Below are 17,746 nucleotides of genomic sequence, written 5' to 3'. Positions count from 1 at the left end.
TTATTTATCGGAATAATGACCCATTGCAGAAATTACAAAAACTGATACAACGTCTTGATTAACTTTGTAAATAATCCTATCTTTCTTATTTATTTCTCTTGACCAAAAACCTGTAAGTTGGTGTTTTAATGCTTCAGGCTTACCAATTCCTTCATATGGTGTTTCCGATAGTTCTATTAAAATTCGCTCAAGCTTTTTTACACTCGCTCTATCCCCAGATTTTAAATGTTTCTGAATATGCGATTTTGCTAAATCTTCTATTTCAACTCTAAACTTCCCCATATATCAGTAGGATCTAAAGTTGTATAATTACCTCTTTTATCAGCTTCCAAAACCATTTTCACAAATTCAGGATTATAAGGAGTTTCTTCAACCTCAACCTTTTCATCTTTAGATTCTGTAACAATTACATCCTTCTCATTAGTAAAAAAAGTGCGAGCGAATGCTAAGAATGCTTTACCTTTCTTTGATTTTTCGTTAATTTTTATTGTTATTGTTGTCATAATGAAACTTATTAGTTTTACAAATATACAAAAATCGTACAACTTAATTTTGCCCGAAATGACAATTTAAATGGGTTCTTTTTTTATCTTTGAAATGAAATCGTTAAAAAATGAAATTACAAGAAATACTAGTCGTTTTAGAAGAAATGGCACCTTTGGGTTATGCTGAAGATTTTGACAATGTTGGGCTTTTAGTTGGCAATTCTAATCAGGATATTTCCGGCGTTTTAGTTTGTCACGACGCGTTAGAAAATGTAATTGATGAAGCTGTGGCCAAAAATTGCAACTTGATAGTTTGCTTCCATCCTATTTTATTTGCTGGAATAAAAAAAATAACAGGAAAAAATTATGTCGAAAGAGCCATTTTAAAAGCCATCAAAAACGAGGTAGCGATTTACGCAGTTCATACGGCTTTGGACAATCATCAAAAAGGTGTAAATAAAATTTTTTGTGATGCTTTGGGTTTAATCAATTCAAAAGTATTGATTCCGAAAGACAATTACATTCAGAAATTGGTCACTTTTACCATTCCTGAAAATGTAGAAAAACTTAGAAATGCTTTGTTTGAAGCTGGAGCTGGAACCATTGGAAATTATGAAGATTGCAGTTTTAATTCGAAAGGAATTGGCACTTATATGGGCAATGAAAATAGCAATCCAGCAATAGGTTCGCGTTTTGAATTTGTGGAAGCCGAAGAAATTAAAATTGAAGTGACTTTTGAGAAGCATTTACAAAGTAAAATACTAAAGGCTTTACTCAATAATCACGTTTATGAAGAAGTGGCTTATGAACTTTATAAGCTGGAAAACAAGCATCAAAATATTGGTTTAGGAAGAATTGGTGAATTCGAAAATCCGTTGTCTGAAAATGAATTTTTACAATTAGTGCAAGAAAAACTGCAATGTGGCGGCATTCGACACTCCGTTTTCACAGGGAAACCAATAAAAAAAGTAGCGGTTTTAGGCGGTAGTGGAAGTTTTGCAATTAAAAACGCAATAAACTCAGGAGCAGATGCTTATCTAACGGCAGATTTAAAATATCATCAATTTTATGAGGCTGAAAATCAGTTACTTTTGGCTGATATTGGTCATTTTGAAAGCGAAAGATTTACAAAAAACTATATAGTTGATTATCTTAAAGAAAAAATCACTAATTTTGCAATCATTTTATCAGAAGAAAATACAAATCCAGTTAAGTACTTTTAAATATGGCAACAATCAAAGAGGTAAACGTAGAAGACAAGTTAAGAGCCCTTTTCACATTACAGTTAGTAGATTCTAAAATCGACGAAATCAGAAATGTAAGAGGAGAATTACCGTTAGAAGTAGATGATTTAGAAGATGAAGTAGCGGGACTATCTACACGTTTAGAAAAATTAAAAGGCGATTTAGACTCGATTGATGACCAAGTCAAAGAGAAGAAAAATGCTATTGATGTGCACAAAGCTGCCATTAAAAAATATTTAGAACAACAAAAAAATGTTCGTAACAACAGAGAATTCAACTCATTAACTAAAGAGGTAGAATTTCAAGAATTAGAAATTCAATTGGCTGAAAAGCAAATTAAAGAGTTGAAAGCTTCTATTGATCACAAAAAAGAAGTTGTTAGCGGAACGAAAGAACGTTTAGATGGTAAACAAACTCACTTAAAACATAAGAAAGCTGAACTAAGCGATATTATGGCTGAGACTGAAAAGGAAGAAAAATTCTTATCTAATAAATCCGCAGAATTAAGAGGACAAATTGAAGAACGTTTATTAGCAGCATACGACAGAATTAGAAACAGCGTTAGAAATGGTTTAGCGGTAGTTTCAATTGAGCGTGGTGCTTCTGCAGGTTCATTCTTTACAATTCCTCCGCAAACACAAATGGAAATTGCTGCACGTAAAAAAATTATTACGGATGAGCACAGTGGAAGAATTTTAGTTGACGGCGTTTTAGCTGACGAAGAAAGAGAAAAAATGGATAACTTATTTGCTAGCATATAATCAATCCTCTCAAAATATAAAATACCGTCTCATTAAGTTGTGACGGTATTTTTTTTTCAATTAACTAACCATTTCAACTAATCACAAAATAAACTATCTTTGCATTATGGAAGAAAACACTACACGAATTAACAAATACTTATCGGAAACCGGTTTTTGTTCTCGTAGAGAAGCTGATAGACTTATTGACCAAGGAAGAGTAACAATTAATGGAACTGTTCCTGAAATGGGCACGAAAGTTGGTCCGAATGATGAAGTTCGAGTGAATGGTGTTCTGGTTAACGAAAGAAATGAAAAACCTATTTATTTAGCTTTTCACAAACCAGTAGGAATTGAATGCACTACTAATCCACTTATTCGTGAAAACATTGTGGATTATATTAATTATCCAGAGCGAATATTCCCGATTGGGCGCTTAGATAAAGACAGTGAAGGTTTAATCTTTATGACAAATGATGGCGATATCGTCAACAAAATTCTTCGTGCTCGAAACAATAATGAAAAAGAATATATTGTCACGGTAAACCGACCAATTACCGATCGTTTTATTCAAAGAATGGGAAATGGAATTCCAATTTTAGAAACGATTACCAAAAACTGTAAGGTAGAACAAGTCAGTAAAAATGTGTTTCGCATTATCCTAACGCAAGGACTTAATCGTCAGATTCGTAGGATGTGTGAATTTCTAGATTATGAAGTTGTAGCGCTAAAACGAACCCGAATCATCAACGTTCCTTTAGATGTGCAAGAAGGGAAATACCGCCATTTAACTGAAGAAGAACTAACGGAATTAAACCGATTAATTGAACCGTCGAGTAGCACGGAAGAAGCGAGTTTACCAAGTAATAAAGCTAAATTTACAGGGAAGAGGAATTATAGCGAGCGTAACAGATAATAAAAGACAAAAACCTCATTTAAAATGAGGTTTTTTTTTTATGCTTAACTTTTAAAGATTCACTTCCATCACGTAATCATCCATAATATAATTATTTCCGATGTCAATAACTTCCTCTTTAATAATTTTAAATCCTAATTTGGTATAGAAGTGCTGAGCGTTGTTGTATTTATTTACATTTAAAAAAATCGCTGTTTGTTGAACTTGTAGTGCTTTAGTTTTTACAAATTCAAACAACTGCTTTCCTACTCCACTTCCCTGCGTTTCGGGCAGTACGTAAATTTTATGAATTTTCGTTTTATTAGGTTCGGAATTGATTTCATAGGCTATAAAACCTACATATTCTTGTTGAACATTTTGTGCTAAATAAAACTGCTGTCCGTTTTCGGCTTGCAATTGTAAAGCCTCTAAATTATAAAAACGTTCTAACATATAAGTTAGTTGTTCTTTTGAAAGGATTTCGGCATAAGCGGAAGGCCAAATTGCATAGGCTAATTTTTTTACCATTTCGAGTAGATTTCCGTCACATTTTACTATTTCCATACCAATAAATTCTTACGGCTAAATTAAAAACAAAAAGGGCCAATCCGTAAAGATTGACCCTTTTTTATTGATAATAAATGAATTTATTATTTCTTAATTACCTTGAATTCACCTGAAGTATTATCTGCTGCAACTTTTACAATGTAAACAGAAGCTGCCAAATCTGACATGTCTGTAAATCGTCAGCAAAAAGTGGACTGATTTAGACAAAAACTAAGAGAGTGTTTTCAAAAATTATTAACTAAATACTCTCTTAGCAAAAGTCCAATTTAGTTTGAAGACGTACATTAAAAAGATATTTCTTTCTTTTTAATATAATTATTTAAGTCCGAAGTCATCTATTTTTATTATAATTTCTCTTTCTGTCATTCGTGTTGTAAATTCGAAATCTATAAAAAAATTAGCCACTAAAAGAAAATTTAGTGGAAACATCCATTAATAATCATTGGTATTACTTTTTCTCGATGGACATTGATATATACTTCTATAATTTAATTGTTTAAATTGTATAAATTGTTCTCTTCAAGATTCCAACTTGTTGAATTTTGATAAGAAGTAGTTGCTTGAATTTTCAAATAAACAAATAACTGTTGTAAAATAATTGTTACTATTACTAGCGATCAATTTGTAGCTTTATGACTTACATTATAGGAATTATAAATTTTTAATGAGCCTTTTTTTTACAGAATTAAATGAGATTATTTTATAAAATAATGAAAGTACTGTTTTATTTATTTGCGATTACAATTTGAGAAAAAATCCTAAATGGTTTACTCTTGTATTTAATTTACTCCTGTGAATTTCATTGCGACACCAATACACCTTTGTTTATACTTCCCTTTTTCAACAACCCAGACTACGGCATAAGAACCCGAGCCATCACTATTATCAGCTCTAACGTAAAGTGTTTGCGACTTTTCGTTAAAAAAGGCAGTTGTATATTCAATTGTTGGTTCAAATAAATTTTGTATCGCTGCTTTAGGTAATAAAATTTTAACCCCATTAACTTTAATTTCTATAGCCTTGTATTCTCTTTCAGGTAAATTACCGTTGGTACCATAAATTTTTTTCTCGTCTATTAGTTCTATAAATTCTTTATAATTACTGTAATTTTTTATCGAGTGATCACTAGCATTGAAACTTTGATCTGTTACTTTTATTTCTATATTTTTATTGAAAATTTTAAATTCTTGCGCAGGTTGATTTCGGCCTTGCACTTCGGGAAAATCATAAAATTCTTTTAATCTATCTCTAAAAATGAAACCAGAAAATTGAACTTCATTTTTTTCATAACCGATAGCAATCCAGAAACCTTCCCTTTCAAAATAGTTAACAACAAATCCGTTTTCTAATTTATCAATTATATTAACATCATTTACTTCTTTACTGTTGCGCACAGTTGCAAATCCATCTTTGTCGGAAATTATTGCAAAATCTAAACTTTGTCCGTAGGTGTTTACAAGACCTGTAATAAGAGTCAGAAAAACTATTAATTTACGCATGGGGCTTTGTAGATTAGTTATAGTTAAAAAGAAATAAATGTAGAAATCATATTTTAAATTAACTAATGAAAGTTAACTTAATTTAACAATAATGTTAAAAATACGTTTATAAATCAAAAAAGTCTCGTTTGGATACGAGACTTAATAATTTATGCTTGTCCTGCTGGACCAAAATTTAAAGGAATTGCGGGTTGCTCACCTTCTTCAATTTTACCGTGAGCTGCTTCAAAACGTTGGATATTTTCAGCTAACGCTTTTAATAGTCGTTTAGCGTGTTGTGGTGTTAAGACAATTCTAGATTTGACTTTTGCCTTTGGCACGCCTGGCATAATTGCTACAAAATCGATAACAAATTCCGAATTGGAATGATTGATTATAGCTAAATTAGAGTAGGTTCCTTCGGCTGTTTTTTCGTCTAATTCAATATTAATTTGTCCTTGTTGGTTGTTGTTTTCCATTTTTATTTGTTTTTCATTAAATATAAGGAGGTTTTATTACTCTCTTATACTATCGTTAATTTAATCTCAAAAATCTTACACAAGAATACGTGATTTTTTTATTTAAAAAAAACCTAACAGAAAAATCTGTTAGGTTTTAGTTATTGGAATACTAGTTGCTAATTAATAATTAAATTCTTCTTTAGCTGCTACTAATTCGTTGTATTCATCTTTAGAACCTACAATCATATTGTCATAATCTCTCATACCTGTTCCGGCTGGGATTCTATGTCCTACGATAACATTTTCTTTCAATCCTTCTAATGTATCGATTTTACCTGCAACTGCAGCTTCGTTTAATACTTTAGTAGTTTCCTGGAACGATGCCGCAGAAATGAATGATTTCGTTTGTAACGATGCTCTCGTAATACCTTGAAGTACTGGAGTAGCTGTAGCTGTAACCACATCACGTGCTTCTACTAAGTTTTTATCATTACGTTTTAATAACGAATTTTCGTCTCTTAACTGACGTGGTGAAATAATTTGACCTGATTTTAAATTCTCAGAGTCGCCTGATTCTTCTACCACTTTCATTCCATATAATTTATCGTTTTCTCTAAGGAAATCACTAGTATGAGCTAATTGATCTTCCAAGAATAAAGTATCTCCTGGATCAACAATTCTTACTTTACGCATCATTTGACGAATTACTACCTCAAAATGTTTGTCGTTGATTTTTACCCCTTGTAAACGGTAAACTTCTTGAATTTCATTAACTAAATACTGTTGAACAGCAGATGGTCCTTGAATTCTTAAAATATCTTCTGGAGTAATTGCACCATCAGAAAGAGGCACACCCGCTTTCACGTAGTCATTCTCTTGTACTAAGATTTGGTTAGAAAGTTTTACTAAGTATTTCTTCACTTCACCAAATTTAGACTCAATAGCAATTTCTCTATTTCCTCTTTTAATTTTTCCGAATGTTACTACACCGTCAATTTCAGAAACTACCGCTGGATTAGATGGATTACGAGCTTCTAACAACTCAGTAATTCTAGGTAAACCTCCTGTAATATCACTCGATTTAGACGAACGACGTGGGATTTTTACTAAAATTTTACCGGCTTTAATTTTCTCGCCATCATCTACCATAAGGTGAGCTCCAACAGGTAAGTTGTATGAACGATTAAGTTCACCATCTTTACCATAGATCATTAATGTAGGAACTAACTTTTTATTTCTTCCCTCAGAAATTACTTTCTCTTGGAAACCAGTTTGCTCATCGACTTCCACTAAGAACGATTGTCCTTGTTCTAAATCTTCGTAAGCAACTTTACCTGTGAATTCAGAAATAATTACCCCATTATATGGGTCCCATTTACAAATTGTAGTACCTTTTTCAACGATGTCTCCATCTTTTACGAAAATACTAGATCCGTAAGGAATATAATGTGTATTTAAAATAATACCTGTTTTAGGCTCTACTAATTTTAATTCTGTAGAACGAGAGATTACAATATCAACAGAGTTTCCTTCTAAATCTTCACCTTTAACTGTTTTTAAATCTTCTAATTCAAGACGACCTGCAAAACGAGTAACGATACTAGATTCTTCAGAAATTCCTCCAGCTACCCCTCCAACGTGGAACGTACGAAGTGTTAACTGTGTTCCAGGCTCACCAATTGATTGTGCTGCAATAACACCAACTGCTTCCCCTTTTTGAGTCATATTTCCTGTTGCTAAGTTTCTTCCGTAACATTTAGCACAGATTCCTTTTTTAGCTTCGCAAGTTAAAGGCGAACGCACTTCCACTTTTTCAATTGGAGACGCTTGAATTTTCTTAACGATAGCTTCTGTGATTTGCTCTCCAGCCTCAATTAATACTTCATTGTTTAAAGGATTAATTACATTTTGTAAAGCTACACGCCCAAGGATTCTTTCTCCTAAAGATTCAACAATCTCTTCGTTTTTCTTTAAAGCTCCAACTTCAATACCTCTTAAAGTTCCACAATCTACAGAGTTTACAATTACATCTTGCGATACATCATGTAAACGACGCGTTAAGTAACCTGCATCGGCAGTTTTAAGAGCAGTATCTGCAAGACCTTTACGAGCACCGTGAGTAGAAATAAAGTACTCAAGAATTGAAAGACCTTCCTTAAAGTTAGAAAGAATAGGGTTTTCAATAATTTCACCACCACCAGCTGTAGATTTTTTAGGCTTAGCCATCAAACCACGCATACCAGTTAACTGACGAATTTGTTCTTTAGAACCCCTTGCACCAGAGTCAAGCATCATGTATACCGAGTTGAAACCTTGTTGGTCTTCACGGATATTTTTCATTGCTAATTCCGTTAATTGAGCATTCGCAGAGGTCCAGATATCAATAACTTGGTTGTAACGTTCGTTATTAGTAATAAGACCCATGTTGTAGTTTACAGAAATAGCTTCAACTTGTTCTCTAGCATCTGCTATTAATTGTCCTTTTTGCTCCGGAATTCTAATATCTCCTAAAGAGAATGATAGACCTCCACGAAATGCAAATTTGTACCCCATATCTTTCATGTTATCCAAGAAAGCTGCAGTTGTAGGTACATCAGTAACCGATAAAATATTACCAATAATATCACGTAATGATTTCTTAGTTAATACTTCATTGATATATCCAGCCGCTTCAGGTACTACTTCATTAAATAATACTCTACCAGCAGTTGTTTGGATAATTTTATAAACTAATTCTCCTTCTTCATTGAAATCTTTTGCTCTAATTCTTACTCTTGCATTCAATTCAACTTTTCCTTCGTTTAAAGCAATGTTAGCTTCTTCTGCAGAGTAAAAAGTTAAACCTTCTCCTAAGATTTTATGTTCAGGAGTAGACAAACGCTCTTTGGTCATATAATAAAGACCAAGCACCATGTCTTGAGAAGGAACCGTAATAGGTGCCCCATTTGCAGGATTCAAAATATTATGAGAAGCCAACATTAATAGTTGTGCTTCTAAAATAGCTTCTGGTCCTAAAGGTAAGTGAACTGCCATCTGGTCACCATCGAAATCGGCGTTAAATGCCGTACATACTAATGGGTGTAACTGTATTGCTTTTCCTTCAATTAACTTAGGTTGGAAAGCTTGAATACCTAAACGGTGTAATGTAGGAGCACGGTTAAGTAATACCGGATGTCCTTTGATAACATTCTCAAGGATATCCCAAACTACAGGCTCTTTTTTATCTATAATTTTCTTAGCAGACTTAACTGTTTTAACGATTCCTCTTTCGATTAATTTACGAATAACGAATGGTTTGTATAGTTCAGCAGCCATATCTTTTGGCAAACCACACTCAGATAATTTCATTTCTGGTCCAACAACAATTACTGAACGAGCAGAATAATCTACACGTTTACCAAGTAAGTTTTGACGGAAACGACCTTGTTTACCTTTTAATGAATCTGATAAAGATTTTAATGGTCTGTTTGATTCTGTTTTAACAGCAGATGCTTTACGCGTGTTATCAAATAATGAATCTACAGATTCTTGTAACATACGTTTTTCGTTTCTTAAGATTACTTCTGGAGCTTTAATCTCCACTAATCTTTTTAGACGGTTATTACGGATGATTACTCTTCTGTATAAATCATTTAAATCTGAAGTTGCAAAACGACCTCCATCAAGCGGCACTAAAGGGCGCAATTCTGGTGGAATAACCGGAATAACTTTAAGGATCATCCACTCTGGGCGGTTCTCTCTATTTTTGTTAGACTCACGGAACGATTCTACAACATTTAAACGTTTTAATGCTTCTGTTTTACGTTGCTTAGATGTTTCGTTATTAGCAGCGTGACGAAGACTATAAGACAATTCGTCTAAATCTGTACGTGCTAATAAGTCCATAATACATTCAGCACCCATTTTAGCGATGAATTTATTAGGATCATTATCATCTAAATATTGGTTTTCCATTGGAAGTGTATCTAAAATATTTAAATACTCTTCTTCTGTTAAGAAATCTAATCTTTTTAAAGATTCTCCTTCTGGATTTTGGGCGATACCTGCTTGAATTACTACGTATCTCTCGTAGTAAATAATCATGTCTAATTTTTTAGATGGTAACCCTAAAATGTATCCAATTTTGTTTGGTAACGAACGGAAATACCAGATATGAGCAATTGGCACCACTAAATTAATGTGACCCACTCTATCTCTACGTACTTTTTTCTCAGTTACTTCAACACCACAACGGTCACAAACGATTCCTTTGTAGCGAATTCTTTTATATTTACCACAAGCACATTCATAATCTTTAACTGGACCGAAGATTCGTTCACAGAAAAGACCATCTCTTTCTGGTTTATGCGTACGGTAGTTGATTGTCTCAGGCTTTAGAACTTCACCTCTAGACTCACCCAAAATAGATTCTGGAGAAGCTAAACCAATAGTGATTTTATTAAATCGCTTGATTTGCTGTTTATCTTTACTATTTCTATTATTCATCATCGTTTTTACTTTGATTTATTTGCAATTAAAAATTGATTATTATTTATAGTCCAAAGGTTTAAGTTTAAAGTAAAAAAGCCTTAGTGCGACTTAAAAACTTATAAAAAAAACTTATAAACTATTTTCATCATCTCGGATTACTTCTCTAAACTTCAAACTAAATTTGAAGTGCTAGTTATAAAACGTATTACGTTATTATAAAAAATCGGAACGGTTTACGAGTATAAATCTTAAAAACTTCTATAAATGAGTAATCAGTCCTAATGAATTAATAGGACTGATTACATAATTTTTTGTTATTCTTCTAATCTTATGTCAAGTCCAAGACCTTTCAATTCATGCATTAATACATTGAATGATTCAGGTAATCCTGGTTCTGGCATAGTTTCTCCTTTAACGATTGCTTCGTAAGTTTTAGCTCTACCGATAACATCATCAGATTTCACAGTTAAGATTTCTCTAAGTGTACTTGATGCACCATATGCTTCAAGTGCCCAAACTTCCATCTCTCCAAAACGTTGTCCTCCAAATTGCGCTTTACCTCCTAAAGGTTGTTGCGTAATTAATGAGTATGGACCGATTGAACGTGCGTGCATTTTGTCATCAACCATATGTCCTAATTTCAACATATAAATGATACCGACAGTTGCGCGTTGGTGGAAACGTTCTCCAGTTCCTCCATCATACAAATACGTATGACCAAATCTTGGAATTCCTGCTTCATCTGTAAATTCATTAATTTGATCTAAAGAAGCACCATCAAAAATTGGAGTAGCAAATTTTCTATCTAATTTCTGTCCAGCCCATCCTAATACCGTTTCATAAATTTGACCAATGTTCATACGAGAAGGTACTCCAAGTGGATTCAATACAATATCTACTGGTGTTCCATCTTCAAGGAATGGCATATCTTCTTGACGTACTATTTTTGCAACAATACCTTTGTTACCGTGACGTCCTGCCATTTTGTCCCCTACTTTCAATTTACGTTTCTTAGCGATATAAACTTTAGCAAGTTTTAAAATACCAGAAGGCAATTCATCTCCTACAGTGATTGTAAATTTCTCTCTTCTTAACCAACCTTGTAAATCATTTAATTTGATTTTATAGTTGTGAATTAAGTCATTTACCATAGAATTTGTATGCTCATCGATTGTCCATTGACCTTTAGTTAAGTGAGCGAAATCTTCTACACCTTGTAACATTTTTTTAGTGAATTTCTTACCTTTTGGCATTACTTCTTCCCCTAAATCGTTCATTACACCTTGAGAAGTTTTTCCATCAATGATAACAAATAATTTCTCAATTAATTTGTCTTTTAATTCATTGTATCTAACTTCGAATTCAATTTCTAATTTATCAACGTCTTCCTTATCTTTAGAACGTTTTCTCTTATCTTTTACTGCTTTCGCAAATAACTTTTTATCTAAAACTACACCATGTAGAGATGGAGAAGCTTTTAATGAAGCATCTTTTACATCACCTGCTTTGTCCCCAAAGATAGCTCTTAAAAGTTTTTCTTCTGGAGTAGGATCTGATTCCCCTTTAGGCGTAATTTTTCCAATTAGAATATCGCCAGGTTTAACATCTGCACCAATTCTAATCATTCCGTTTTCATCTAAATCTTTAGTAGCTTCTTCAGAAACGTTTGGAATATCATTAGTTAATTCTTCGTTACCTAATTTAGTATCACGAACTTCTAATGTATAATCATCAATATGTAATGAAGTAAATACATCGTCACGTACTACTTTTTCAGAGATTACAATCGCATCCTCGAAGTTATACCCTTTCCACGGCATAAACGCAACTTTTAAGTTTCTTCCGATTGCTAATTCTCCGTTTTCAGTAGCATATCCTTCACAAAGTACTTGCCCTTTCACAACTCTATCTCCTTTTCTTACGATTGGTTTTAGGTTGATACATGTACTTTGATTGGTTTTTCTATATTTGATTAATTGGTATGATTTCTCATCTGAATCAAAACTAACCATACGCTCTTCTTCTGTTCTATCGTATTTGATGGTAATCATATTAGCATCAACATATTCAATAACTCCGTTTCCTTCGGCATTGATTAAAACTCTTGAATCAGAAGCAACTTGTCTTTCTAAACCAGTACCTACGATTGGCGCTTCAGGACGTAATAATGGAACAGCCTGACGCATCATGTTAGATCCCATCAAGGCTCTATTCGCATCATCATGTTCCAAGAATGGAATTAATGAAGCGGAAATCGAAGCAATTTGATTAGGAGCAACGTCTGTATAATCTAATTGAGATGGCGTAACCACAGGAAAATCGGCATCTTCTTTAGCAATAACATTCTCCGCAAGGATTTTACCATTACTATCAATTTCGATATTCGCTTGTGCAATTAACTTACCTTCTTCTTCTTCAGCACTTAAATAAACTGGATCAGAAATAATATCGATCACACCGTTATTAACCTTGCGATAAGGCGTTTCGATGAATCCCATTCCGTTTACTTTCGCATACACACCTAAAGACGAAATAAGTCCAATGTTTGGTCCCTCAGGAGTTTCAATAGGACAAAGTCTTCCGTAATGTGTATAGTGAACGTCACGGACCTCGAAACCAGCTCTTTCTCTAGATAAACCTCCAGGTCCTAGGGCTGATAAACGACGCTTGTGTGTAATCTCTGCTAATGGATTTGTTTGGTCCATGAACTGAGACAACTGGTTTGTTCCAAAGAATGAGTTAATAACCGATGATAATGTTTTAGCATTGATCAAATCGATTGGTGTGAAAACTTCGTTATCACGAACGTTCATTCTTTCACGGATTGTTCTAGCCATACGCGCTAAACCTACTCCGAATTGTTGAGACAATTGTTCACCAACTGTTCTTACACGACGATTAGATAAGTGATCAATATCATCAATCTCTGCTTTAGAGTTAATTAATTCAATCAAATATTTAACGATAGTTATAATATCCTCTTTGGTTAAGACTTGCTTTTCCATTGGGATATCTAAATTTAATTTTTTATTCATTCTATAACGACCTACTTCACCTAAGTTGTAGCGTTGGTCAGAGAAGAATAATTTATCTATGATACCACGAGCCGTTTCCTCATCAGGCGGTTCCGCGTTACGTAATTGTCTATAAATATGTTCAACAGCTTCTTTTTCAGAGTTTGTTGGGTCTTTTTGTAACGTATTGTGAATAATTGTGTAGTCAATCGCATTGCTATCCTCTTTATGTAAAAGAATAGTTTTTACGTCTGCTTCGATTATTTCTTCGATATTATCTTTATCTAGAATCGTATCACGATCTAAAATAATTTCATTACGTTCAATAGAAACCACTTCACCTGTGTCTTCATCTACGAAGTCTTCATGCCAAGTATTTAAAACTCGTGCAGCAAGTCTTCTTCCTGCATATTTTTTAATACCCGTTTTAGAAACTTTAATTTCTTCCGCTAAATCGAAAATTTCTAAGATATCTTTATCTCTTTCAAATCCGATGGCTCTGAACAAAGTAGTAACAGGTAATTTTTTCTTTCTATCAATATAAGCATACATAACGTTGTTTATATCGGTAGCAAATTCTATCCAAGAACCTTTAAAAGGAATTACTCTTGCAGAATACAGTTTCGTACCATTTGCATGGAAAGATTGTCCAAAAAATACACCTGGCGATCTATGTAATTGTGAAACAACCACGCGTTCAGCACCATTAATAACAAATGTACCGCTAGGAGTCATGTATGGTATTGTTCCTAAATACACATCTTGAACAATAGTTTCAAAATCTTCGTGTTCAGGATCAGTACAATATAGTTTCAATCTAGCCTTTAGAGGAACGCTATACGTTAAACCTCTATCAATACATTCTTCTATGGTATATCTTGGAGGATCTATAAAATAGTCAAGAAATTCTAATACGAATTGATTTCTAGTATCCGTAATTGGAAAATTTTCCATGAAGGTATTATACAGCCCTTCGTTGCCTCTTTCATCAGATTTAGTTTCCAATTGGAAAAAATCTTTAAACGATTTCACTTGAATATCTAGAAAATCTGGATATTGTGGAATGTTTTTAGTAGAAGCAAAATTTAATCTTTCTGTCTGATTTGCAATCATCAATGGATAAAATTTTGATTTAAAAAAAGTAATTTTTGTGTAAATACACTATTCAATAATACTTCCTTTATAATAACCACTACATCTTTAAAATAAACCAGGAAAGTTAGTCTAATTTTTTTCTTCGTAGTGATTAAGATATTCTTGTGTATGAAAACCATTAAATATTGATTTTCTTATACGAAAAAGGGTTTAGGTCTTTGAGACAAAATCTCAAGACCTAAACCTAGTTTTTAAACCTAAGTATCTGCTTATTTAAGCTCAACTACAGCTCCAGCTTCTTCTAAAGCTTTCTTAAGACCTTCAGCCTCATCTTTAGAAACTCCTTCTTTTACAGCAGCAGGTGCAGAATCCACTAAATCTTTAGCTTCTTTAAGACCTAAACCTGTTAATTCTTTAACCGCTTTTACAACTGCTAATTTAGAAGCACCAGCTTCTTTTAACATAACTGTAAATTCTGATTGTTCAGCAGCTTCTTCAGCGCCACCACCAGCAGATACTACAACAGCTGCAGCAGCCGGTTCGATACCATACTCATCTTTTAATATTGTTGCTAATTCGTTAACTTCTTTAACTGTTAAGTTAACCAATTGTTCTGCGAATTGTTTCAAATCTGCCATTTTTTCTATCGTTTAAAATGTTTTGTAAAAATATAATCTATTAAGTGCGTATTTATTATTCTGCTGAATCTTCCTTGTTCGGTTGATTTTGAAGAGCTGCAATAACTCTTTGCGCAGGAGATTGTAATAATCCAATAATTTCACCGATAACTTCTTCTCTAGACTTGATAGCAACTAAGCTGTCTAATAATTCGTCACCAATATAAATTTCCTGGTTGATGTAAGCTCCTTTAAATAATGGTTTTAAACCTTTCTTACGAAATTCTTTAATGATTTTTGCTGGTGCATTAGCACTTTCAGCAATAAACATAGAAGTATTTCCTTTAAGAACTGTTGGTAAATCACCAAAATCACTATCCGAAGCCTCCATTGCTTTTTCCAACAATGTGTTCTTAACAACTTCTAATTTAACACCAGCTTTATAACAAGCTCTTCTTAAATTTGAAGTAGTATCTGCATCAAGTCCTGATGTATCTGCTAAATAGATAACATTAACACCTGCTAACTGTGCAGTTAAATCTTTAATCGCGATTGATTTTTCTTCTCTAGTCATACTAAAAATTTTTAACTACCAATTATATTGCCTTAGGATCTAGAGCAATAGCAGGACTTTGAGTACTAGATAAGTGAATAGACTTAATGTAAGTACCTTTAGCTGCAGTTGGTTTTATTTTGATTAATGTTTGTACAATTTCGTATGCGTTTTCATAGATTTTATCAGCATCAAAAGACACTCTACCTATTCCTGCATGAACGATACCAGTTTTATCAACTTTAAAGTCAATTTTACCAGCTTTTACTTCCTGCACAGCTTTAGCAACATCCATAGTTACAGTTCCTGTTTTAGGGTTTGGCATTAAACCTCTAGGTCCTAAAATACGACCTAATGGACCTAATTTACCCATAACAGCTGGCATCGTGATGATAACATCAACATCAGTCCAACCATCTTTAATTTTTTGAAGATATTCATCTAAACCTACGTAGTCTGCACCAGCAGCTTTAGCTTCAGCTTCCTTATCTGGAGTTACAAGAGCTAAAACTCTTACATCTTTACCAGTTCCATGAGGTAATGTTACAACCCCTCTAACCATTTGATTCGCTTTTCTAGGATCTACACCTAACTTAACTGCGATATCAACAGACTCATCAAATTTTGCAGAAGCAACTAATTTAATTAATGCAGAAGCATCTTTTAAACTATATAGTTTGTTCTTTTCAATTTTTGAAACAGCCTCTTTTTGCTTTTTTGTCAATTTTGCCATGTCTAATTCTTTTTACGATTAAAAAGGAGCATCCCCTGTTACTGTTATACCCATAGATCTAGCCGTTCCAGCAATCATGCCCATAGATTTCTCTAATGTAAAAGCATTCAAATCTGGCATTTTGTCTTCAGCGATAGATTTAATTTGATCCCAAGTAACACTTGCTACTTTTTTACGGTTAGGTTCACCTGAACCAGACTTTAATTTTGCTGCATCTAATAATTGGATTGCAGCCGGTGGCGTTTTAACAACAAAGTCAAAAGACTTGTCTTTATACACAGTAATTTGTACTGGTAAAATCTTGCCGGGTTTATCTTGTGTTCTAGCATTAAATTGCTTACAGAACTCCATGATGTTAACTCCAGCAGCCCCCAAAGCAGGTCCAACCGGTGGCGATGGATTCGCTGCACCTCCCTTAACTTGTAGTTTAACTACTTTACTAACTTCTTTTGCCATTTTTAAAAAAATTTAGCACATCTATCAATTGGAAGCGATTGATGTGGTTTATATATATAACCTTATTATACTTTTTCAACTTGCATAAAACTCAATTCTAAAGGCGTTTTTCTTCCGAAAATTTTCACCATTACTTCAAGTTTACGCTTTTCTTCATTAATCTTTTCAATAGTTCCATTGAAACCGTTAAAAGGACCATCAACAACTTTAATTGTTTCTCCAATAGAAAATGGAATATTAACACTGTCTTCTTTTATAGATAATTCATCTACTTTACCTAACATTCTATTCACTTCCGATTGTCTTAAAGGAACAGGATCTCCACCCTTAACTTCTCCTAAAAATCCAATTACACCAGGAATTGATTTAATAATATGCGGAATTTCACCAGTTAAATTTGCCTCAACCATTATGTAGCCAGGAAAGTAAACTTTTTCCTTTGCTATTTTCTTTCCGTCTTTAATTTGAATAACTTTTTCAGTAGGAACTAAGACTTGAGAAATATAATCCGCCATACCTAATCTAGCAGTTTCTGTTTCAATGTATGCTTTAACTTTATTCTCCTGACCACTTACGGCTCTAACCACATACCATTTATTCACATTATTGTCAGCCATCTTATAGGATTATTTTATAACATTAAAGAAACCAGCAATTGCTTTACCAAAAACAGTATCTACACCCCAAGTCAATAGAGCGAAAACAATGGAAAATATAGCAACAATAATAGTCAAACGCTGTACTTCAGGCCATTCTGGCCAAGTAACATTTGATTTTAATTCGTGAAATGCCTCAGATATGTAATTAACTACTTTCATCTTAATCTTTATTTGCACGGGCGGAGGGATTCGAACCCCCATCAATGGTTTTGGAGACCACTATACTAGCCCTTGTACTACGCCCGTATGTTAAAAACCAGCAGCGAACTGCTGGTTTAA

At 33.4% G+C, this 17,746-nt stretch carries 16 protein-coding genes and 1 tRNA gene; 3 read left to right on the top strand and 14 right to left on the bottom strand.

The window, feature by feature from the left end; all coding sequences use genetic code 11:
- Together T1L09_RS03680 and T1L09_RS03675 are read right to left on the bottom strand one after the other, a co-directional pair.
- The gene (locus T1L09_RS03680) at positions 1-282 is read right to left on the bottom strand and encodes a Txe/YoeB family addiction module toxin (protein WP_322549598.1); all 282 of its coding nucleotides are present in this window, start codon (positions 280-282) and stop codon (positions 1-3) included.
- Positions 258-503 carry a DUF2683 family protein gene (locus tag T1L09_RS03675; protein WP_322549597.1) on the bottom strand — a complete coding sequence of 82 codons (246 nt, stop codon included), beginning with the start codon at positions 501-503 and terminating at the stop codon, positions 258-260. The genes T1L09_RS03680 and T1L09_RS03675 overlap by 25 nt, the downstream gene beginning before the upstream one ends.
- Before the next feature lie 110 nt (positions 504-613).
- Here T1L09_RS03675 and T1L09_RS03670 point away from each other — a divergent pair, with 110 nt between their 5' ends.
- From T1L09_RS03670 to rluF, 3 genes are all read left to right on the top strand, one after another.
- Positions 614-1,708, top strand: a complete 1,095-nt coding sequence (locus T1L09_RS03670; RefSeq protein WP_322549596.1) for a Nif3-like dinuclear metal center hexameric protein — start codon at positions 614-616, stop codon at positions 1,706-1,708.
- Between the two features lie 2 nt (positions 1,709-1,710).
- Positions 1,711-2,490, top strand: a complete 780-nt coding sequence (locus tag T1L09_RS03665; protein ID WP_322549595.1) for a zinc ribbon domain-containing protein — start codon at positions 1,711-1,713, stop codon at positions 2,488-2,490.
- A 106-nt stretch (positions 2,491-2,596) separates the two neighbouring features.
- Entirely contained in the window at positions 2,597-3,385 is a 789-nt protein-coding gene (rluF, locus tag T1L09_RS03660) for a 23S rRNA pseudouridine(2604) synthase RluF (RefSeq protein ID WP_322549594.1), read from the top strand.
- Between the two features lie 51 nt (positions 3,386-3,436).
- Here the strand turns inward: rluF and T1L09_RS03655 are convergent, their stop codons facing one another.
- The 12 genes from T1L09_RS03655 to T1L09_RS03600 all read right to left on the bottom strand — a co-directional run bounded on the left by T1L09_RS03655 (position 3,437) and on the right by T1L09_RS03600 (position 17,713).
- The gene (locus T1L09_RS03655; RefSeq protein ID WP_322549593.1) at positions 3,437-3,928 is read right to left on the bottom strand and encodes a GNAT family N-acetyltransferase; all 492 of its coding nucleotides are present in this window, start codon (positions 3,926-3,928) and stop codon (positions 3,437-3,439) included.
- 782 nt (positions 3,929-4,710) lie between these two features.
- Positions 4,711-5,430, bottom strand: coding sequence for a hypothetical protein (locus T1L09_RS03650; protein ID WP_322549592.1), 720 nt, complete (start codon positions 5,428-5,430; stop codon positions 4,711-4,713).
- Positions 5,431-5,579: 149 nt separating this feature from the next.
- Positions 5,580-5,888: a DUF3467 domain-containing protein gene (locus tag T1L09_RS03645; protein WP_322549591.1), complete on the bottom strand. Its 309-nt coding sequence runs from the start codon at positions 5,886-5,888 to the stop codon at positions 5,580-5,582.
- A gap of 162 nt (positions 5,889-6,050) precedes the next feature.
- Complete coding sequence (rpoC, locus tag T1L09_RS03640) at positions 6,051-10,358, bottom strand: DNA-directed RNA polymerase subunit beta' (RefSeq protein WP_322549590.1); 4,308 nt, start codon at positions 10,356-10,358, stop codon at positions 6,051-6,053.
- A gap of 296 nt (positions 10,359-10,654) precedes the next feature.
- Positions 10,655-14,467: a DNA-directed RNA polymerase subunit beta gene (rpoB, locus tag T1L09_RS03635; RefSeq protein ID WP_322549589.1), complete on the bottom strand. Its 3,813-nt coding sequence runs from the start codon at positions 14,465-14,467 to the stop codon at positions 10,655-10,657.
- Positions 14,468-14,718: 251 nt separating this feature from the next.
- Positions 14,719-15,087 carry a 50S ribosomal protein L7/L12 gene (rplL, locus tag T1L09_RS03630; protein WP_322549588.1) on the bottom strand — a complete coding sequence of 123 codons (369 nt, stop codon included), beginning with the start codon at positions 15,085-15,087 and terminating at the stop codon, positions 14,719-14,721.
- Between the two features lie 55 nt (positions 15,088-15,142).
- A complete protein-coding gene (gene rplJ / locus T1L09_RS03625; RefSeq protein WP_322549587.1) occupies positions 15,143-15,640 on the bottom strand; it encodes a 50S ribosomal protein L10 in 498 nt (165 codons plus the stop codon).
- A 22-nt stretch (positions 15,641-15,662) separates the two neighbouring features.
- Entirely contained in the window at positions 15,663-16,352 is a 690-nt protein-coding gene (gene rplA, locus T1L09_RS03620) for a 50S ribosomal protein L1 (protein ID WP_322549586.1), read from the bottom strand.
- Between the two features lie 18 nt (positions 16,353-16,370).
- Positions 16,371-16,808, bottom strand: coding sequence for a 50S ribosomal protein L11 (gene rplK, locus T1L09_RS03615; RefSeq protein WP_322549585.1), 438 nt, complete (start codon positions 16,806-16,808; stop codon positions 16,371-16,373).
- A gap of 65 nt (positions 16,809-16,873) precedes the next feature.
- Positions 16,874-17,425: a transcription termination/antitermination protein NusG gene (gene nusG / locus T1L09_RS03610; protein ID WP_322549584.1), complete on the bottom strand. Its 552-nt coding sequence runs from the start codon at positions 17,423-17,425 to the stop codon at positions 16,874-16,876.
- A 9-nt stretch (positions 17,426-17,434) separates the two neighbouring features.
- Positions 17,435-17,626 (bottom strand): preprotein translocase subunit SecE, encoded by a 192-nt coding sequence (gene secE / locus T1L09_RS03605; protein WP_322549583.1) that lies wholly within the window; start codon positions 17,624-17,626, stop codon positions 17,435-17,437.
- 15 nt (positions 17,627-17,641) lie between these two features.
- Positions 17,642-17,713 (bottom strand) — tRNA-Trp (locus T1L09_RS03600).
- Positions 17,714-17,746: the final 33 nt, after the last annotated feature.

The organism is Flavobacterium psychraquaticum (assembly GCF_034497725.1).
GTDB classification, from domain to species: domain Bacteria; phylum Bacteroidota; class Bacteroidia; order Flavobacteriales; family Flavobacteriaceae; genus Flavobacterium; species Flavobacterium psychraquaticum.
This window is presented reverse-complemented; position numbering and strand designations above follow the sequence as displayed.